The sequence below is a fragment of the Shigella sp. FJ200513 genome (genome assembly GCF_040495915.1).
Taxonomy (GTDB): Bacteria; Pseudomonadota; Gammaproteobacteria; order Enterobacterales; family Enterobacteriaceae; genus ECMA0423.
The window spans coordinates 116,012-137,028 of the sequence record NZ_JBDYCV010000001.1 but is presented as its reverse complement, the minus strand read 5'-3'; the positions used below and the strand labels follow the sequence as shown (position 1 = coordinate 137,028).

Annotated in this window: 16 protein-coding genes and 1 pseudogene; 8 read left to right on the top strand and 9 right to left on the bottom strand. The window is 44.4% G+C overall.

The annotated features are described in order from the left end of the window. The first annotated feature begins 329 nt into the window (after positions 1–329). Complete coding sequence (gene cscA / locus ABZJ92_RS00665) at positions 330–1,763, top strand: sucrose-6-phosphate hydrolase (protein WP_000194508.1); 1,434 nt, start codon at positions 330–332, stop codon at positions 1,761–1,763. Positions 1,764–1,770: 7 nt separating this feature from the next. Here cscA and ABZJ92_RS00660 read toward each other — a convergent pair whose 3' ends face one another. Further along, positions 1,771–2,766, bottom strand: coding sequence for a LacI family DNA-binding transcriptional regulator (locus ABZJ92_RS00660; RefSeq protein ID WP_001344440.1), 996 nt, complete (start codon positions 2,764–2,766; stop codon positions 1,771–1,773). 230 nt (positions 2,767–2,996) lie between these two features. Between ABZJ92_RS00660 and ABZJ92_RS00655 the strand changes: the two are divergent. Further along, a pseudogene (locus ABZJ92_RS00655) lies at positions 2,997–3,215 on the top strand (GntT/GntP/DsdX family permease); the annotation flags it as partial. Positions 3,216–3,232: 17 nt separating this feature from the next. Further along, positions 3,233–4,561 carry a D-serine ammonia-lyase gene (gene dsdA / locus ABZJ92_RS00650; protein ID WP_000426457.1) on the top strand — a complete coding sequence of 443 codons (1,329 nt, stop codon included), beginning with the start codon at positions 3,233–3,235 and terminating at the stop codon, positions 4,559–4,561. A 107-nt stretch (positions 4,562–4,668) separates the two neighbouring features. On the opposite strand, the gene emrY is transcribed toward dsdA, so the two are convergent. Continuing rightward, positions 4,669–6,207, bottom strand: coding sequence for a multidrug efflux MFS transporter permease subunit EmrY (gene emrY, locus ABZJ92_RS00645; protein ID WP_001018726.1), 1,539 nt, complete (start codon positions 6,205–6,207; stop codon positions 4,669–4,671). Further along, a complete protein-coding gene (gene emrK, locus ABZJ92_RS00640; protein ID WP_000435187.1) occupies positions 6,207–7,370 on the bottom strand; it encodes a multidrug efflux MFS transporter periplasmic adaptor subunit EmrK in 1,164 nt (387 codons plus the stop codon). The genes emrY and emrK overlap by 1 nt, the downstream gene beginning before the upstream one ends. Before the next feature lie 415 nt (positions 7,371–7,785). On the opposite strand from emrK, the gene evgA reads away from it, so the two are divergent. Both evgA and evgS read left to right on the top strand, forming a co-directional pair. Beyond that, positions 7,786–8,400, top strand: a complete 615-nt coding sequence (gene evgA, locus ABZJ92_RS00635) for an acid-sensing system DNA-binding response regulator EvgA (protein WP_000991370.1) — start codon at positions 7,786–7,788, stop codon at positions 8,398–8,400. A gap of 4 nt (positions 8,401–8,404) precedes the next feature. Then, a complete protein-coding gene (gene evgS, locus ABZJ92_RS00630) occupies positions 8,405–11,998 on the top strand; it encodes an acid-sensing system histidine kinase EvgS (RefSeq protein ID WP_011069458.1) in 3,594 nt (1,197 codons plus the stop codon). A 55-nt stretch (positions 11,999–12,053) separates the two neighbouring features. Here the strand turns inward: evgS and yfdE are convergent, their stop codons facing one another. From yfdE to ABZJ92_RS00605, 5 genes are all read right to left on the bottom strand, one after another. Continuing rightward, the gene (gene yfdE, locus ABZJ92_RS00625; protein WP_005047065.1) at positions 12,054–13,199 is read right to left on the bottom strand and encodes a CoA:oxalate CoA-transferase; all 1,146 of its coding nucleotides are present in this window, start codon (positions 13,197–13,199) and stop codon (positions 12,054–12,056) included. Between the two features lie 73 nt (positions 13,200–13,272). Next, entirely contained in the window at positions 13,273–14,217 is a 945-nt protein-coding gene (yfdV, locus tag ABZJ92_RS00620; RefSeq protein ID WP_000955028.1) for a transporter YfdV, read from the bottom strand. 69 nt (positions 14,218–14,286) lie between these two features. Beyond that, complete coding sequence (oxc, locus tag ABZJ92_RS00615) at positions 14,287–15,981, bottom strand: oxalyl-CoA decarboxylase (RefSeq protein ID WP_001283471.1); 1,695 nt, start codon at positions 15,979–15,981, stop codon at positions 14,287–14,289. A gap of 53 nt (positions 15,982–16,034) precedes the next feature. Then, positions 16,035–17,285 carry a formyl-CoA transferase gene (gene frc, locus ABZJ92_RS00610; RefSeq protein WP_000106759.1) on the bottom strand — a complete coding sequence of 417 codons (1,251 nt, stop codon included), beginning with the start codon at positions 17,283–17,285 and terminating at the stop codon, positions 16,035–16,037. Positions 17,286–17,797: 512 nt separating this feature from the next. After that, complete coding sequence (locus ABZJ92_RS00605) at positions 17,798–18,421, bottom strand: YfdX family protein (RefSeq protein WP_000825597.1); 624 nt, start codon at positions 18,419–18,421, stop codon at positions 17,798–17,800. Between the two features lie 296 nt (positions 18,422–18,717). On the opposite strand from ABZJ92_RS00605, the gene ypdI reads away from it, so the two are divergent. Beyond that, positions 18,718–18,993, top strand: coding sequence for a colanic acid biosynthesis lipoprotein YpdI (gene ypdI / locus ABZJ92_RS00600; RefSeq protein WP_000867638.1), 276 nt, complete (start codon positions 18,718–18,720; stop codon positions 18,991–18,993). 76 nt (positions 18,994–19,069) lie between these two features. Here ypdI and ABZJ92_RS00595 read toward each other — a convergent pair whose 3' ends face one another. Further along, positions 19,070–19,312: a YfdY family protein gene (locus ABZJ92_RS00595; protein ID WP_000639883.1), complete on the bottom strand. Its 243-nt coding sequence runs from the start codon at positions 19,310–19,312 to the stop codon at positions 19,070–19,072. Positions 19,313–19,664: 352 nt separating this feature from the next. On the opposite strand from ABZJ92_RS00595, the gene lpxP reads away from it, so the two are divergent. Together lpxP and ypdK are read left to right on the top strand one after the other, a co-directional pair. Then, the gene (gene lpxP / locus ABZJ92_RS00590) at positions 19,665–20,585 is read left to right on the top strand and encodes a kdo(2)-lipid IV(A) palmitoleoyltransferase (protein WP_000484404.1); all 921 of its coding nucleotides are present in this window, start codon (positions 19,665–19,667) and stop codon (positions 20,583–20,585) included. Positions 20,586–20,939: 354 nt separating this feature from the next. Beyond that, positions 20,940–21,011 (top strand): membrane protein YpdK, encoded by a 72-nt coding sequence (gene ypdK, locus ABZJ92_RS00585; protein WP_010723117.1) that lies wholly within the window; start codon positions 20,940–20,942, stop codon positions 21,009–21,011. The last annotated feature ends 6 nt before the right edge of the window (positions 21,012–21,017 follow it).

The following is a 21,017-nucleotide window of genomic DNA, read 5'->3' as shown; positions in this document are numbered from 1 at the left end:
TGTCCAATGTGCATAAAAAAATCCGGAAACAAGTGAGCGTTTCCGGATTCTTACACAGCCACTGGATCGGTCAACTGATCCTTAACTGATCGGCATTAATACTTTGGCTGACATTTTTTTCCCTTAAATTCATCTGAGTTACGCATAGTGATAAACCTCTTTCTCGCAAAATCGTCATGGATTTACTAAAACATGCATATTCGATCACAAAACGCCATAGTTAACGTTAACATTTGCGACATTCATCGCATTTATGAAAGTAAGGGACTATATTTTTATAAAAGTTAACGTTAATAATTCACCAAATTTGCTTAACCAGGATGATTAAAATGACGCAATCTCGATTGCATGCGGCGCAAAACGCACTAGCAAAACTTCATGAGCACCGGGGTAACACTTTCTATCCCCATTTTCACCTCGCGCCTCCTGCCGGATGGATGAACGATCCAAACGGCCTGATCTGGTTTAACGATCGTTATCACGCGTTTTATCAACATCACCCGATGAGCGAACACTGGGGACCAATGCACTGGGGACATGCCACCAGTGACGATATGATCCACTGGCAGCATGAGCCTATTGCGCTAGCGCTAGGAGACGATAATGACAAAGACGGGTGTTTTTCAGGTAGTGCTGTCGATGACAATGGTGTCCTCTCACTTATCTACACCGGACACGTCTGGCTCGATGGTGCAGGTAATGACGATGCAATTCGCGAAGTACAATGTCTGGCTACCAGTCGGGATGGTATTCATTTCGAGAAACAGGGTGTGATCCTCACTCCACCAGAAGGAATCATGCACTTCCGCGATCCTAAAGTGTGGCGTGAAGCCGACACATGGTGGATGGTAGTCGGGGCGAAAGATCCAGGCAACACGGGGCAGATCCTGCTTTATCGCGGCAGTTCATTGCGTGAATGGGCCTTCGATCGCGTACTGGCCCACGCTGATGCGGGTGAAAGCTATATGTGGGAATGTCCGGACTTTTTCAGCCTTGGCGATCAGCATTATCTGATGTTTTCCCCGCAGGGAATGAATGCCGAGGGATACAGTTACCGAAATCGCTTTCAAAGTGGCGTAATACCCGGAATGTGGTCGCCAGGACGACTTTTTGCACAATCCGGGCATTTTACTGAACTTGATAACGGGCATGACTTTTATGCACCACAAAGCTTTTTAGCGAAGGATGGTCGGCGTATTGTTATCGGCTGGATGGATATGTGGGAATCGCCAATGCCCTCAAAACGTGAAGGATGGGCAGGCTGCATGACGCTGGCGCGCGAGCTATCAGAGAGCAATGGCAAACTTCTACAACGCCCGGTTCACGAAGCTGAGTCGTTACGCCAGCAGCATCAATCTGTCTCTCCCCGCAGAATCAGCAATAAATATGTTTTGCAGGAAAACGCGCAAGCAGTTGAGATTCAGTTGCAGTGGGCGCTGAAGAACAGTGATGCCGAACATTACGGATTACAGCTCGGCACTGGAATGCGGCTGTATATTGATAACCAATCTGAGCGACTTATTTTGTGGCGGTATTACCCACACGAGAATTTAGACGGCTACCGTAGTATTCCCCTCCCGCAGCGTGACACGCTCGCCCTAAGGATATTTATCGATACATCATCCGTGGAAGTATTTATTAACGACGGGGAAGCGGTGATGAGTAGTCGAATCTATCCGCAGCCAGAAGAACGGGAACTGTCGCTTTATGCCTCCCACGGAGTGGCTGTGCTGCAACATGGAGCACTCTGGCTACTGGGTTAACATAATATCAGGTGGAACAACGGATCAACAGCGGGCAAGGGATCCGCGTCACTCTTCCCCCTTCACGACCTTCAATAATATGCAATGCAGCTTCCCGCCCGATAATGTCATGTGGAAGCTGAATTGTGGTCAGCGGCGGTAAAAACAGATGCCCGACGCCAACCAGATTATCAAAGCCCATTACAGCGACATCCTGCGGGATACGTACCCCCTTCGCCAAAAGAACCTGATAAGCCACAAAGGCTGCGCGATCGTTACCACATATCAGAACATCAAAATCTGGTTTGCCCGATTTGAAGTGAGCATTGAGTAAACTTGCGAGATCGGTGTAGTGATCATCACCTGTTGCCATGTGAAATTGTTTCACCTCAGCCAGATCTCGTCCAGCATCACGCCAAGCCTGCTCAAATCCCTGCCGACGATACCCTGTTGCCAACGCACTTTCCGGTAGCCAGAAGCATAATGGTTGACGATAGCCCGCCGCGAGCAAATGCTGTGTTGATTCATATTGTGCAGTGTAATCATCAGGGATATAACTGGGTAACGCTGGGTCATCCGCCACACAGTTCGCCAATACAATATTTTCACCATACAGAGACTCAGGCAGCGTGATATGTCGCAGCCCCATTGTAGTATAGATAATGCCATCCGGACGGTGGGCAAGCAGCTGACGTGCCGCGCGGGCAGCGTCATCTTCAGAAAAAATATTGATTAAAAAACTATTCCAGCCGAACTCGCTGGCGGTTTGCTCAATGGCAAGCAGAATATCAACAGAGAAAGGAGTGGTAGCCGTGTCCTGCGCCAGCACGGCGAGAGTCGACGGCTTACGTCCTTGAGCGCGCATCTTACGGGCGGAAAGATCAGGAACATAATTCAGGGTCTGGATTGCCTGCAATACGCGGTCACGCGTTGCAGGACGCACAGATTCTGCATTATGCATCACCCGGGAGACTGTCATCATCGACACTCCCGCCAGGCGTGCGACATCCTTTAATGAAGCCATACCCAAGCCGTTTGCCGTAAAACGGGCACTGTAGCAGAAACAGACGTCACTGGCGAGATCCAACGCCCTATCACCTGACACAGCAATACAATAAAAAATAACAATAATTCCCGGACAATTGTCCCCAATTCCGCCTCTGTTCTCGCCAACGAGTAACCATATAGGCAAGTAAGTAAAACATGCCAACTGGCATCGCCAACCTGGAGAAGAAAATATAAATATGGATCATTGTGCTGCCACTGTATCCCGACATCAGCCCGGAAATTATTGCGATTGCTATCGGTTCAGGTGCAATTGGCTGCACGATCGTTACGGACTCGCTTTTCTGGCTGGTGAAGCAATATTGCGGCGCTACGCTCAATGAAACATTTAAATACTATACGACAGCGACATTTATCGCTTCAGTCGTCGCTCTGGCGGGCACATTCCTGCTGTCATTTATCATCTAAGCGCAAAGAGACGTACTATGGAAAACGCTAAAATGAACTCGCTCATCGCCCAGTATCCGTTGGTAAAGGATCTGGTTGCTCTTAAAGAAACCACCTGGTTTAATCCTAGCACGACCTCATTGGCTGAAGGTTTACCTTATGTTGGCCTGACCGAACAGGATGTTCAGGACGCCCATGCGCGCTTATCCCGTTTTGCACCCTATCTGGCAAAAGCATTTGCTGAAACAGCTGCCACTGGGGGGATTATTGAATCAGAACTGGTTGCCATTCCGGCTATGCAAAAACGGCTGGAAAAGGAATATCAACAACCGATCAGCGGGCAACTCCTACTGAAAAAAGATAGCCATTTGCCCATTTCCGGCTCTATAAAAGCACGCGGCGGGATTTATGAAGTCCTGGCACATGCAGAAAAACTGGCTCTGGAAGCGGGGTTGCTGACGCTTGATGATGACTACAGCAAACTGCTTTCTCCGGAGTTTAAACAGTTCTTTAGCCAATACAGCATTGCTGTGGGCTCAACCGGAAATCTGGGGTTATCAATCGGCATTATGAGCGCCCGCATTGGCTTTAAGGTGACAGTTCATATGTCTGCTGATGCCCGGGCATGGAAAAAAGCGAAACTGCGCAGCCATGGCGTTACGGTCGTGGAATATGAGCAAGATTATGGTGTTGCCGTCGAGGAAGGACGTAAAGCAGCGCAGTCTGACCCGAACTGTTTCTTTATTGATGACGAAAATTCCCGCACGTTGTTCCTTGGGTATTCCGTTGCTGGCCAGCGTCTTAAAGCGCAATTTGCCCAGCAAGGCCGTATCGTCGATGCTGATAACCCTCTGTTTGTCTATCTGCCGTGTGGTGTTGGCGGTGGTCCTGGTGGCGTCGCATTCGGGCTTAAACTGGCGTTTGGCGATCATGTTCACTGCTTTTTTGCCGAACCAACGCACTCCCCTTGTATGTTGTTAGGCGTCCATACAGGATTACACGATCAGATTTCTGTTCAGGATATTGGTATCGACAACCTTACCGCAGCGGATGGCCTTGCAGTTGGTCGCGCATCATGCTTTGTCGGGCGGGCAATGGAGCGTCTGCTGGATGGCTTCTATACCCTTAGCGATCAAACCATGTATGACATGCTTGGCTGGCTGGCGCAGGAAGAAGGTATTCGTCTTGAACCTTCAGCACTGGCGGGTATGGCCGGACCTCAGCGCGTGTGTGCATCAGTAAGTTACCAACAGATGCACGGTTTCAGCGCAGAACAATTGCGTAATGCCACTCATCTGGTGTGGGCGACGGGAGGTGGAATGGTGCCGGAAGAAGAGATGAATCAATATCTGGCAAAAGGCCGTTAATAACGTTTCAACGCAACATCGCAATCCTTTCCCTGGGTGAGCGATGCTGCCGATGGCGCAGACTTAAGATCCCCGGTCTTACCCGCTATAACCCCCTCCTTTTATCATCACCCAACGCCTTTCGCTGTAAACGGCGGTTTCGCAAACCAAACCAAAACCGTAAGTAAGATAAAAGCAATAGCCGCCATACGGAAAATCTCATTTGCAGAAATAGAAAGTGACTGCTGGGTTATTTCATTATTAATTTCATTAAGAACTCCTGAAAGCGAACCATAGTATTTATCCATAATTTGTGACGATGAATTAAACACGGGGTTAAATTGATCGATGGTTGCTGTCAACTGACTATGGTGTAACGATTCGCGTCGTCCCCACAGCGTCATTGTCAACGACGTACCAACTGATCCTGACAAGGTACGAAAAAAATTACTCATACTCGAGGCATTGGCAAATTTATTATCTGGCAAGCCTGAAAACGAAATCGTTGTTAAGGGTAAAAAGAAACAGGCAACGGCGAATCCCTGGAAAAACTGTGGCAAAATGATGCCTGTAAAATCAATCGTTGGCATAAATGTCACAGAACGCCAGTAATAGCAAACCGCATACATCAAAAAACTGAATGTCACTAACACCCGCATGTCTATTTTATTGCCATAACGTCCTATCAAAGGTGAAATCAATAGTGGCATGATGCCGATGGGCGCATAAGCAAGCCCGGCCCATATCGCATTATACCCCATCGTTTTCTGGAGTAACTGCGGCATAAGGACGATCGCTCCAGAGTAAAATAAATACGCGCAGGTGATACTCACAATACCAATGGTGAAATTACGGGACTTAAACAAACTGAGATCAAGAATCGGGTTCTCTGAGGTCGATTCCCAAATGACTAAAGAGATCAGAGAAATAACTGATACTACTGTTAATATTATTATTGTACTCGAGTTGAACCAATCCAGATCGCGCCCTTTATCAAGCATAATTTGCAAGCCACCAACACCGAGCACTAACAGGGTCAGTCTTGGTAGATTCATTTTTACCGGTGAAGTTTCAGTTTCTCTTCCTTTAAGTAAGGTTAAGCATAATGTCAGGACGATAATCCCCATAGGGACATTGATTAAAAATATCCAACCCCAGCTAAAGTTATCGCAAATATAGCCGCCCAATATCGGCCCACATATCGGAGCGATAATCACGGTCATTGACCATAATGCCAGAGCAAATGTTCTTTTTTCTGGTGGATAATTCCTTAATAATAAACTCTGTGACAGTGGAATTAACGGCCCCGCCATTAATCCCTGAACGACTCTAAAAAATATCAGCACATCAAGATTGGTCGATAAACTACACATTAAGGAAGACAGCGAAAAAAAAGTGACTGAAAGTAAAAATAACCTTAATTCGCCTATTCTTTGTGCCAGCCTGCCGGTAACAGGGATCGCAATGGCATTTGCTACGCCAAACGAGGTGATAACCCAGGTGCCTTCGTCTGTTGATGCTCCCAGAAAGCCAGATATTGTCGGTATTGCGACGTTAGAAATAGTGGAATCCAACATTTGCATAAACGTCGCTAATGACAATGCAATAGTAACGCACCATAACGTCCCACCGGTTAATGGTGCCGGAGTTGATTTAGTGATTGCCATTAAAGTTGTCCATTATGCGAAATAATGTTGCTAATTTCTTTTTCTATCGGACTGGTATCGATAACTAAAGCCTTACTGGTATAAGCAGGCATGGAGGTCACGGTTGAAGCCAGATCAGGCATCTCAGCAATGTCTTCGTCCTTCGTATCAATAGTTGCAGTCATCGATAAACCAATGCGCAAGGGGTGTTCCATGAGTTCTTTTGGATCAAGAGAAACTTCAACCGGTACACGCTGAACGATTTTGATCCAGTTCCCTGTCGCATTTTGTGCAGGTAATAAGGAGAACGCATTGCCGGTTCCCATATTGATCCCTGTCACCCGACCATGAAACACAACATTTTCACCATAAAGATCGCTGATAATATTGACTGATTGACCAATCCGTACATCCGTGAGTTGTGTTTCTTTAAAGTTGGCATTAACCCACATTTGACGTGCCGGTACGACAGCCATTAACGATTGTCCGGAACTCACTGTTTCGCCGACCTGAACACTTCGCTGGGCAATATAGCCAGTAACCGGACTCCTTATATCCGTACGTTTAAGCACCAACCAGGCTTCTTTGGTTGCATCCGCCGCTTCAACTACTTGTGGCTGACGGTTTAATGGTGTGTTCATTACTAAAGCTTTATTCGCTTTATAAGCCTGGATAGCGGCATTCAGTGCCGCTTTGCTACTTATTAACGTATCTTTGGTATGCTCCAGCGTTTCTTTTGAAATAACCCCCTGCTTCGCTAAAGGCACACGACGGTTATAATCTTCTAAAGATTGTTGATACTGAATACGTGCTGAAGCGACTTCGGCACTGTATTGTTTATCCTGTAAGTACAGTTTATTCGTTTGCCGAACAATATTTGCCAGATTATTTTTAGCTTTATTGAGTGCGATAGTGGCATCAGTTTTATCCAGTGAAACTAAAATGTCACCCTGTCGAACGTAGTTCGTATCTTTATGATTAACTACAGTGACACTACCTGAGACTTGTGCAGAAATTGGATCTGCATTCCCCGTGACATAGGCGTCATCTGTACTAATCATGTCTTCTAATTCCATTGACCAATAGGCATAGGCACCTGAAAACGCAATAAATAAAACTATCACCAATAAAGAAAAGTATTTTTTTCTGTTAGACTGTTTTTTATTTGAATTAATCTGTTCCACTATTATCTCTCATTTCGCATAGATGAAATTTATGAATTGAATGAAAAGAGTATTCATTCTTCATATCAAACACAGTGCATGTGTTGCACATTATCCCAGGAACGTTGGAGGCCTAATTTAAATGAGGTGCAAAAAAAACAACAGAGGACTAAACCGTGGCTTTTGCAATACAATTCTTACGCCTGTAGGATTAGTGAGAAGACTTATAGTGCTAACTTGAAACTATAAATCATCGGTATAATCCCTGATTTTATTGTTGACATTTCATTTATGCCGACTATTTATATGGTATACTTGTCGAATTATCTTAAAGGAAACTCAGATTTTCTTATTTTTATTGAGAAAATGAGATGACGCCTTATGTCTGTATTACTACAGGGAGAAGGGAGATGCTTCATTGCAAAGGGAATAATCTATGAACGCAATAATTATTGATGACCATCCTCTTGCTATCGCAGCAATTCGTAATTTATTGATCAAAAACGATATTGAAATCTTAGCGGAGTTAACTGAAGGCGGAAGCGCCGTTCAGCGGGTGGAAACACTTAAGCCTGATATCGTCATCATTGATGTCGATATCCCCGGAGTTAACGGTATCCAGGTGTTAGAAACGCTGAGGAAGCGCCAATATAGCGGAATTATTATTATCGTCTCCGCTAAAAATGACCATTTTTACGGGAAACATTGTGCTGATGCTGGCGCTAATGGTTTCGTGAGTAAAAAAGAAGGCATGAACAATATCATTGCGGCTATTGAAGCTGCAAAAAATGGCTACTGCTATTTCCCCTTCTCTCTCAACCGGTTTGTTGGAAGTTTAACGTCCGACCAGCAAAAACTCGACTCCTTATCGAAACAAGAAATTAGTGTCATGCGGTATATTCTTGATGGCAAGGATAATAATGACATTGCGGAAAAAATGTTCATCAGCAACAAAACTGTCAGCACGTATAAAAGTCGCCTGATGGAAAAATTAGAATGTAAATCACTGATGGATCTTTACACATTCGCGCAACGTAACAAAATCGGCTAATCACATGAAGTTTTTACCCTATTTTTTTCTTCTCTGTTGTGGTCTTTGGTCGACCATAAGTTTCGCAGACGAAGATTACATCGAATATCGTGGCATCAGTAGTAACAACCGTGTCACACTTGATCCAGTACGTCTGAGCAACAAGGAATTACGTTGGTTAGCGAGCAAAAAAAATCTTGTGATTGCAGTACACAAGTCCCAAACGGCTACCTTGTTGCATACCGATTCGCAGCAACAGGTTCGTGGTATTAATGCTGATTATTTAAATCTTTTAAAAAGAGCGTTAAATATCAAATTAACACTCCGGGAATACGCAGATCATCAAAAAGCAATGGACGCGCTTGCAGAAGGTGAAGTCGATATAGTGTTATCACATTTAGTTACTTCGCCGCCTCTTAATAATGACATTGCTGCAACCAAACCATTGATAATTACCTTTCCGGCGCTGGTAACCACCCTTCACGACTCAATGCGACCGCTTACCTCACCAAAACCAGTAAATATTGCTCGGGTAGCAAATTACCCCCCAGACGAGGTAATTCATCAATCATTTCCAAAAGCAACAATTATCTCTTTTACAAATTTATATCAGGCATTAGCATCCGTCTCAGCTGGGCACAATGATTACTTTATTGGTAGTAACATCATTACCAGCAGTATGATTTCCCGCTATTTCACTCACTCCTTAAATGTAGTGAAATATTATAACTCGCCGCGTCAATATAATTTTTTCTTGACCAGAAAAGAATCTGTCATTCTTAATGAAGTACTCAATAGATTTGTTGATGCTTTAACAAATGAAGTTCGCTATGAAGTATCACAAAATTGGCTTGATACAGGAAACCTGGCCTTTCTGAACAAACCATTAGAACTCACTGAACATGAAAAACAGTGGATTAAGCAGCATCCCAATTTAAAGGTGCTGGAAAATCCTTACTCGCCCCCCTATTCTATGACGGATGAAAATGGCTCGGTTCGGGGCGTTATGGGGGACATTCTTAATATTATTACCTTGCAAACAGGTTTAAATTTTTCTCCGATCACCGTTTCACACAATATCCATGCTGGAACACAACTTAGCCCCGGAGGATGGGATATAATACCTGGCGCTATTTATAGTGAAGATCGAGAAAATAATGTTTTATTTGCTGAAGCCTTCATAACAACGCCTTACGTTTTTGTCATGCAAAAAGCGCCTGACAGTGAACAAACATTAAAAAAAGGAATGAAAGTTGCCATTCCATATTATTATGAGCTGCATTCGCAATTAAAAGAGATGTATCCGGAGGTTGAATGGATACAGGTCGATAATGCCAGCGCTGCATTTCACAAGATTAAGGAAGGTGAACTTGATGCTCTGGTCGCGACACAGCTAAATTCGCGTTACATGATCGATCATTACTATCCTAATGAACTTTATCATTTTCTTATTCCTGGCGTTCCGAATGCATCGCTTTCGTTCGCTTTTCCTCGCGGAGAACCGGAACTTAAGGATATTATTAATAAAGCACTGAATGCAATTCCCCCAAGCGAAGTTCTGCGCCTGACGGAAAAATGGATTAAAATGCCCAATGTGACCATTGACACATGGGACCTATATAGCGAGCAATTTTATATTGTTACGACATTATCCGTTTTATTAGTTGGCAGTAGCCTTTTATGGGGATTCTACCTGTTACGCTCAGTTCGTCGTCGTAAAGTCATTCAGGGTGATTTAGAAAACCAAATATCATTCCGAAAAGCACTCTCGGATTCCTTACCGAATCCAACTTATGTTGTAAACTGGCAAGGTAATGTCATTAGTCATAATAGTGCTTTTGAACATTATTTCACTGCGGATTACTACAAAAATGCAATGTTACCATTAGAAAACAGTGATTCACCCTTTAAAGATGTTTTTTCTAATGCGCATGAAGTCACAGCAGAAACGAAAGAAAATCGAACAATATACACACAGGTATTTGAAATTGATAATGGCATCGAGAAAAGATGCATTAATCACTGGCATACATTATGCAATCTTCCTGCAAGTGACAATGCAGTATATATTTGTGGTTGGCAAGATATTACTGAAACGCGTGATCTAATTAATGCACTCGAGGTAGAAAAAAATAAAGCGATAAAGGCTACCGTAGCAAAAAGTCAGTTTCTGGCAACGATGAGTCACGAAATAAGAACACCAATAAGCTCTATTATGGGCTTCCTGGAACTTCTGTCGGGTTCTGGTCTTAGCAAGGAGCAACGGGTGGAGGCGATTTCACTTGCCTACGCCACCGGACAATCACTCCTCGGCTTAATTGGTGAAATCCTTGATGTCGACAAAATTGAATCGGGTAACTATCAACTTCAACCACAATGGGTCGATATCCCTACTTTAGTCCAGAACACTTGTCACTCTTTCGGTGCGATTGCTGCAAGCAAATCGATCGCATTAAGTTGCAGCAGTACATTTCCTGATCATTACCTGGTTAAGATCGACCCTCAGGCGTTTAAGCAGGTCTTATCAAATTTACTGAGTAATGCTCTCAAATTTACCACCGAGGGGGCAGTAAAAATTACGACCTCCCTGGGTCACATTGATGACAACCACGCTGTTATCAAAATGACGATTATGGATTCTGGAAGTGGATTATCGCAGGAAGAACAACAACAACTGTTTAAGCGCTACAGCCAAACAAGTGCAGGTCGTCAGCAAACAGGTTCTGGTTTAGGCTTAATGATCTGCAAAGAATTAATTAAAAATATGCAGGGCGATTTATCATTAGAAAGTCATCCAGGCATAGGAACAACATTTACGATCACAATCCCGGTAGAAATTAGCCAGCAAGTGGCGACTGTCGAGGCAAAAGCAGAACAACCCATCACACTACCTGAAAAGTTGAGCATATTAATCGCGGATGATCATCCGACCAACAGGCTATTACTCAAACGCCAGCTAAATCTATTAGGATATGATGTTGATGAAGCCACTGATGGTGTGCAAGCGCTACACAAAGTCAGTATGCAACATTATGATCTGCTTATTACTGACGTTAATATGCCGAATATGGATGGTTTTGAGTTGACTCGCAAACTCCGTGAGCAAAATTCTTCCTTACCCATCTGGGGGCTTACAGCCAACGCACAGGCTAACGAACGTGAAAAAGGGTTAAGTTGCGGCATGAACTTATGTTTGTTCAAACCGTTGACCCTGGATGTACTGAAAACACATTTAAGTCAGTTACACCAGGTTGCGCATATTGCACCTCAGTATCGCCACCTTGATATCGAAGCCCTGAAAAATAATACGGCGAATGATCTACAACTGATGCAGGAGATTCTCATGACTTTCCAGCATGAAACGCATAAAGATCTACCCGCTGCGTTTCATGCACTAGAAGCTGGCGATAACAGAACTTTCCATCAGTGTATTCATCGCATCCACGGTGCGGCTAACATCCTGAATTTGCAAAAGTTGATTAATATTAGCCATCAGTTAGAAATAACACCTGCTTCAGATGACAGTAAGCCTGAAATTCTTCAGCTGCTGAACTCTGTTAAAGAACACATTGCAGAGCTGGACCAGGAGATTGCTGTTTTCTGTCAGAAAAATGACTAAATTGCGGCTCCCACAATGTTCTAATGTGGGAGCTATTTACCAGCACATCTTACATTTATGATGAGAACTCCTGGCGAATTTGTTCCCCATGCTGGTCGAGCGTTGCCGCTCCCGGCATAACATGCGGGTCCGCGCAGCCGCTGATTTTTATCGGATTACCCGGCATCATTATTCCTCCGGCTTCAATCAACATATTTCTCGCCTGAGTTTGTGGCAAATTAATGGCCTCAGCCACACTTAATAACGGCGCGACGGGCACACCAACTTCATGTATTTTGGCTAACCAAACTTCAGCTGCCTGCGTTTTTAACGTTCGCTCAATATATTGTTTAAGAATAGCCTGGTTTTGTACGCGTAAAATATTGCTGCTAAATCGGGGATCATTAACCAGTTCCGTAAGCTCCAGTGCCTGGCATAACGCAGAAAAAAGCTTGTCATTACCACAACAAATCGTAATCGGCTTATCCTGAGTATCGAAAACATCAAAAGGTGCCATGTAGGGATGGCGATTTCCCAGGCGTTGTGGTGACTTCCCTGTCGCAATATATGCCATCAGACCATGCTCCAGAAAACTCAGCGTGGCATCAAACATCGCTATATCGACATGCGCCCCTCTCTGGCTCTTTTCGCGGCCATAAAGTGCACTCACTATTCCGCTGAATAAATAGACACCGCCGCATAGATCCGCAAGAGAGGTACCAACACGCACTGGCGGAGCATCAGGGTACCCTGTTTCCATCATTATCCCACTCATTGCCTGAATGATGGTATCGTAGGCAGGAGCATCTTTTAGCGGACCGGTATGTCCGAAACCTGACGATGAAGCATATATGAGGCGCGGGTTGATTTCTTGTAACCTTTCCCATGAAAACCCCAGTTTTTCCATTGTACCTAGGCGAAAATTCTCAGCTAATACATCAGCTTGTTTGAGCATATTTATAAATATACTTTTATCGTGATCATTCTTTAAATCAAGAACCACACTCTCTTTGCCATGATTAATAAAACTGTAATAGAGTGACTGTCCATCCACATAGGGACCAAATGTGCGGGTATCATCACCATGACCTGGTGGCTCAACTTTAATTACCCTTGCGCCCATATTATAAAGAAGTTGAGTTCCGAAAGGTCCATTAAGGACATGTGTCATATCGATAACTAATAAGCCTTCAAACGGCCCTTTGCTTTCATTATTTGTCATTTGCTTATGCCTTGAAAAAAGCCGAAGGTGAAAAGACACTTCGGCATTTATGTAAAATCAATAACATGATTAATTATGAAACCAGTCGACTGACATAAATCCACAAGGGAGCCGTGACGACAAAGCCCAGTACGCTCACAGCCAATGACGCTGTACCAGTACGGGTGTAGACATTAAACCGGCTGGCAATAATGATTCCGGAGAATGCCGGCGGTAATGCGCCTGCCAGTACCATCATCTGCAAATGTTCGCTGTTCAAATGACATGCCATACCAACGAGAAGCAGCGCCAGTGGCATCAGAATCAACTTCAGGAAGGTGTTATAAGCAATTTCGGCACTGAACTCGAATTTATGTGCAGCCAGAGTCAACCCCGCAGCGAATACCGCTACCCCTGAGTTAGCCTTCGCAATCAGATTAAAGGTTGGGTCCCATGCTGCCGGAATTTTTACCCCAACCAGCACCAGGATCGTTGCCAGAACAGGTGCCCATACTACTGGCTCCTTTGCCGCAGAAATTAATGCGCTCAGATTACTATTCTTCTTACCATCCGCTCCTGAGGAAGGATTCAGCAAATACAGACCAATAGGAATAGTAATTGCGTTAACAATAATAGAAATAATTGCTACCACTAAACCTGTTGATACGGAATCACCATAAATAGGATCGAGAACTGCAAACCCCAGGAATCCAATGGTAGGTGAACCCGCAATTAATGCACATACAGCTGCTTCTGCATGGGTACGTTTAAAAAATTTGTAGCAACCAAACCAGGAGAAAAAGAAACATCCGACAATAACCACAAGTGATACAAGGGTCAGACGAGTGTCCGCAAAAATCATTTCCCTGTTTGCCCGGGTAATAGAAACAAATAGAGCCGCAGGAAGAGCGTAGTTTAATACCAGTTTATTAAATGCGCGGGCTTGATCTTCTGAAAAAGTTTCTCGTCTGCCGCTAAAATAACCCAACAGCATGATTACGATAATAGGCAATAAATCGCCAATAAAAAATGTTAGCATAATAGTATTTCCGATAAGGGTCCCCTCACCATCGCATAATGAGTTGGCAAGAGGAGACGATGTCAGTATTTAATTACCAGCGACTTGTTTTGGGTTAAGTTTGGTAATATGGCCACTTTCAGTTCCTGCTGCAGGGTCGATAACCACATTAATAATGGTCGGTTTGCGCGACTGAATACCGGTGGTTAAAGCATGACGAAGTTCATCTGTCGTGGTGACGTTATAGCCAACGCCACGAAACGCATCCATTAATTTGTCATACCTTGCATGGTGCAACAGATCCGTTGGTGATGGTGCACCAGCGCCACTGAGATCAACACCGTCTCCTCTGTAGATGCCGCCATTATTAAAAATAACGATCGTCACCGGCAGGTTATATCGACAAATCGTTTCAATTTCCATCCCACTGAAACCAAAAGCACTATCACCTTCAATGGCGACAACCGGAGAACCAGAAGTCACGCTAGCACCGATGGCATAGCCCATACCGATGCCCATGACACCCCAGGTACCACAATCCAGACGACGACGTGGTTTATACATATCAATAATATTTCGTGCATTATCCAGGGTATTTGCACCTTCATTAACTAAATAAATATCCTGGTTCTCGCGCAATACGTCGCGCACAGCACTTAATGCATTAAAGTAATTTAATGGTTGAGTATCTGTACTTAATTTTTCATGCATTTTTTGTGCATTTTGCTGCTTGTGGATATTTAAAATATCGCGCCATACCAGTGGAGTCGTAAATGTGTTTTGTTTCAGTTCTGCCAGCATACCTTGCATACTGGATGCAATATCACCAACGACTGGCACAGCAATGGGGCGGTTGCTGTCAATTTCCTGCGGTTCAATATCCAGTTGAATAAACTGTGTATCTGCCGCCCATCCTTTTTTACCGTGTGCCAATAACCAATTCAGTCGTGCACCAACAAGCATGACAACGTCAGCATTTGCCAGGGCAAACGAACGCGCAGCTGCCGCAGAAAGTGGATGCGTATCTTCAAGGATCCCTTTCGCCATAGACATTGGCAGGAATGGAATCTGAGCACTTTCAATAAATTCACGAAGCTGTTCATCAGCTTGTGAATACGCCGCGCCTTTGCCAAGGATAATTAATGGCCGTTCAGCTTTTGCTAAAAGCGAAATTGCGCTAGTGACTGACTTCGGGCATGGCAATAATGCTGGCGACGGATTTTCAACTTTAACAATCGTGGTTAACGCTTCGTCTTTTTCCATCGTCGCGGCCAGGACATTTGCTGGCAAATCAAGATAAACTCCGCCAGGGCGACCCGATACAGAGACCCGGATAGCGCGTGCCAATGCAATGCCAAGATCCTGCGGCTGATTAACGCGAAATGCTGCTTTGGCATACGGTTTTGCCGCATTCATTTGGTCCAGCTCTTCATAATCACCTTGCTGTAGGTCGACGATCGCGCGGTCGCTGGAGCCGCTAATCATGATAATCGGAAAACCATTTACCGTTGCGTTGGCCAATGCGGTCAAACCATTGAGGAATCCTGGCGCAGAAACTGTCAGGCAGATCCCCGGTTTTTGGGTAAGAAAACCGCTTGCCGCAGCGGCATAGCCTGCCGACTGCTCATGACGAAAACCAATATAACGAATGCCTTCCGCCTGGGCATGGCGTGCCATATCCGTCACAGGAATACCTACAACACCATAAATAGTGTCAATATTATTCTGTTTTAATGCTTCAACGATGATATGCATACCATCTGTCATTTGAAGTTGATCTGACATGATTAATAACCTCGAAATTTTTATAAATTGGGAGCCAGAAGCCCCCGTTAATATCAGATGGCGTGGTTTTGCTTCATTGCAGCAATTTCATCGTCGCTATAACCCAGCTCCTGCAATACAGCAGCGGTATGTTCACCTAATAGCGGCGCAGCTTTAATATCCGGCGTAAAGGCAGAGAATTTCATTGGACAACCAACGGTCAGATATTTTCCACGCAACGGTTGTTCCACTTCAACAACACTGCCACTTTGGCGCAAAGAGGGATCAAGTGAAATTTCTTTCATACTTAAAACCGGTGCACAAGGAATATCAAACTGAGTCAAATAGGCCACCGCTTCATGTTTATCAATAGTGACAGTGTATTTTTCGATTTCAGCAAAAATATCGAAAATATGTGGCTGTCGGGCATGGGCTGTACTGTATGCCGGATCGGTAATCCATTCTGGTTTGCCGATGGCTTTACAGGTGTTTTCCCAGTTTTGCTCCTGAATAGTGAAATAAATATAGGCGTTAGGATCGGTTTCCCAGCCTTTACATTTCAGGATCCAGCCAGGCTGACCGCCACCACCTGCATTACCACCGCGGGGAACTGCATCACCAAATGTACCATTCGGATACTGCGGGTATTCTTCCAGATAACCCAATTTATCGAGACGCTGCTGGTCACGTAATTTCACGCGGCAAAGGTTCAATACGGCATCCTGCATTGACATGGTGACTCGTTGCCCACGCCCCGTTTTTTCGCGATGCAGCAAAGCAGCAAGTAAACCGATCAGCAAATGCATTCCGGTGTTGCTGTCACCCAACGCTGCAGCGCTTACCAGCGGCGGACCATCCCAAAAACCCGTAGTGGATGCCGCGCCACCCGCTGCCTGAGCAACGTTTTCATAGGCTTTTACATTCACATAAGGCGAACACTCATCAAACCCTTTGATCGAACCAAAAATCAGACGTGGATTGATTTCTTGAATATGCTCCCAGGTGAAGCCCATGTGATCAATGGCCCCTGGATGAAAGTTCTCGACTAAGATATCAGCTTCGCGGATCAGCTTTTCCATTACCTCTTTGCCTTCCGCTGTTTTGGTATTTAACTCAATAGAACGTTTGTTACTGTTAAGCATGGTGAAGTAAAGCGCATCGATATCAGGAATATCTCGCAGTTGGTGACGCGTTACGTCACCAACGCCGGGACGTTCAATTTTAATAACGTCAGCGCCAAACCAGGCCAGCATTTGAGTACAAGATGGGCCAGATTGCACACCGGTGAAATCGAGAACTTTAATTCCTTGAAGTGGAGTTGACATAGCAATACCTATTAGTTAATTAAATATGTGTTAATTTAGCGTTTATTTAAGGCATAACGCCCTCTATAAATAATCTGCAAAATATCTTCGTAGCGGCACTCGATATTTTTAAATTCCTGTATCAAGTACTGAAAATTATTTTATCGCCACTTCCAATTCCTTTCTGCATGGTAAGTAGTGAGGACGAAAAGAAGAATATGATAAATATTAATTCGTGGTAATCAGAGAGAGTCGCGACATTTGTGATGTTATTCTTACAACTGTAAGAAGCGCCGGTGATTTACAAGTAAGAGTATGATTACGCTTTTTAAAGCGTACCATAAAGCATAACATAATAAATGATTTGTGATGACACGGGATTATTGCGGTTTACTTTGAGGAAAATAAAATGCGTGTTTATAGAACCGCGAGCGCCAAATAATTTTATGACCACAACCTGTCGTATTGTGGTCATAAAAAATTGTCGGCTGGAGGGAGTTAAATCCTTTACCTCAATATACTGCCTGTCAGCATTAGTTCACAAACAGTGCTTCGCTATCGACGATGATTCCATCTTCCGCACCTTTAAGCGCCAGGTTTGCCTCGTAGTATTGCTTTTTATCAAGCAGTTTCTGCGCATCAGCAAGTGCATTACGAGTCTGTTTAAGCGGCATCAGATATTGGTTTTCCATTACGCCAACACCGGCCAGGCGAAGCTCTTCCATTGCGCCCTTTTTATCCCCTTTCGCCATTTTTTCATTGGCAATTTTTATCGCGGCTTCTTTTTCGGGTGTTGCTACATAACTCTCAGAAATTCCGACAGATGCATTAATGACAATATATTGGTCATCATTGAGATTGGTCTTTTTACCTGGCTTAGCGAACTTTGCCCATTCGGTACTGTCATCTGACAGCAAAGCGGAAGCTTCATTGGTCAGTTCTTTTGCCTTTTCCGGATCGCCATGAAACAGAGCCAGGCGCGCTACCTGCACGTCACGCATCGCATATAAACCTTGTTCAGAGATACGCTCTGCTGCTGCCGTTTTCTGGGTTTGCTGAGTTTGCTGTTGTGCCGCTACCGGTGCATTATCAGCAGCCCATACAGTTGAAGATGCCAGAATTGCTGTGACCATCGTAGCCATAATTAAACGTTTCATACTTACCTCATTCTTTAACAGTTTTAGAAAACGCCGCCATCATATTGGGTGAGCATGAAATGAGAAATCAGAGAGCAACGGTCATTTTGAAAGGGTTATCTTACAATTGTAGTTATTATCGCAAAGCGGCATTTAGTCTTACAGTTGTAGGAATATGCCTCCTGTCGCAGAGAACTATTCTTATATACCACAAAGAGATGTCATTTATTATATTGATGTAAATATTGATTAATTATATGTAAATACAGCCATAACATCGTATGGTTCTCAGTGAACCATTTTCAGGATAACTTTCTATGAAAGTAAACTTAATACTTTTCAGCTTATTTTTATTGGTCTCTATTATGGCATGCAATGTTTTTGCATTTTCCATTTCTGGTGGTGTAAGTGAGAGGAGCTATAAAGAGACTGAAAAAACATCAGCGATGACGACCACACACTCTACAAAACTTCAGCCATCACAGGCGATTTTGTTTAAGATGAGAGAAGATGTGCCACCATTAAACCTCACAGAAGAAATCACGCCTACTTATCCGACAAAGGCGAATTATCTTATTCATCCTGTGCGATAGCGTCTGTCACATGGCAGGTGAACAATCATGTCTGATGCTGATGTGAACACCTGCCCAAATGAGCCATCCTGACCCACTATCGCCTGCCATACCCCACCATAAAGCGAATCATCAAGCCACAAGCCGGGGCAAGAAACATAAATATCCCCGTCACCAGTTCATTACCGCCAGTTAACCACATGGTGAAGTAATAAATGAGTGCAGCGAGGATCACCATGCCGAAGAAAGAAGAGACCGCCGATACCACGTTCAGTACCTGACCGATGTAGCCGCTTACGCAGACAATACACAGGGCGAGAAACATCCATAAATAAATCATAGCTCAACCTCCTGCCGCGCTAAAAAACCTGTAACTTCAGTCACTTTAATAGTAAGACAATCCTTAACCTCTGGCAATTTTTGCTAAGCATCAATGAAAACAGCACGTTAAATGCAACGCTATTGCGTGCGGAAAATTTTTTACTTTGCACGATTAATAATCAGTAGCTGAAAGCAGTCAGCCAGTGATAAAGTAGAGCCACCGCATTCATGCTCCTCGTGGTTATGTCCTGACTAGTCTTTACACTCTTTACAGGAACCATTGTCGTACATGATGGCCCAACCAATTGAGTGTACCGCTGTCGACATGGAATCTTCTGCGATACAACAATTCGTATCTACAGAAGGTAACTATGTTTCCACAATGCAAATTTTCCCGCGAGTTTCTACATCCTCGCTACTGGCTCACATGGTTTGGGCTTGGTGTACTCTGGCTTTGGGTACAGCTTCCTTATCCTGTTCTCTGCTTTCTCGGCACGCGTATTGGCGCAATGGCGCGACCATTCCTGAAACGTCGTGAATCTATCGCCCGTAAAAACCTGGAACTTTGTTTCCCGCAGCATTCTGCGGAAGAACGCGAGAAGATGATTGCCGAAAACTTTCGTTCACTCGGCATGGCGCTGGTAGAAACCGGCATGGCATGGTTCTGGCCCGACAGTCGCGTACGTAAATGGTTTGATGTTGAAGGGTTGGATAACCTTAAACGCGCACAAATGCAAAATCGCGGCGTAATGGTTGTCGGCGTCCATTTTATGTCGCTGGAACTGGGCGGCCGCGTGATGGGACTGTGCCAACCAATGATGGCTACCTATCGTCCACATAATAATCAGCTGATGGAATGGGTGCAGACCCGTGGGCGCATGCGCTCTAACAAAGCGATGATCGGCAGAAATAATCTGCGCGGCATTGTCGGTGCACTGAAGAAAGGTGAAGCGGTATGGTTTGCTCCCGATCAGGATTATGGTCGTAAAGGCAGCTCCTTCGCGCCGTTCTTTGCGGTGGAAAATGTCGCCACAACCAATGGCACCTATGTTCTCTCCCGTCTCTCTGGCGCAGCCATGTTGACCGTAACGATGGTAAGAAAAGCGGATTACAGCGGATATCGTTTGTTCATCACCCCAGAGATGGAAGGCTACCCGACAGATGAAAATCAAGCCGCTGCTTATATGAACAAGATTATCGAGAAAGAGATCATGCGCGCACCGGAGCAGTACCTCTGGATCCACCGTCGCTTTAAAACGCGCCCGGTGGGAGAATCGTCGTTGTACATTTAACAAACTGCTCTTACTCTTTCCCTCCTCAAATCGGCCATAATAACCTCATGATTTTTATAGCTTTTTTCTTAAGTTTTTTCCTTCGCTGAATATCTAATTATTACCGTCAGAAATTAAACTGTCGCCGATATGAGACACTTGTAAGTTACTAAAAGTAAATAAGAAAATGCCTCTTGTCTCGTTTCAGTTTTAGGCGTACATTAGCGCCGTCTCGAGCAGTTTAGCTCAGAATTCTGGGGTGATGCCCACGGTAAAATACAGGGCTTTTAAGGTCGCTTTGCCCGGTGTCAACTCACTGTATCAGGTGTAATGAAGTCATTCAGGCGTAACAGTAATTACGCGGAGAGATGTAAAGTGAAATATTTCTTTATGGGCATTTCTTTTATGGTCATCGTTTGGGCCGGTACTTTTGCCCTGATGATCTAAAAGCAA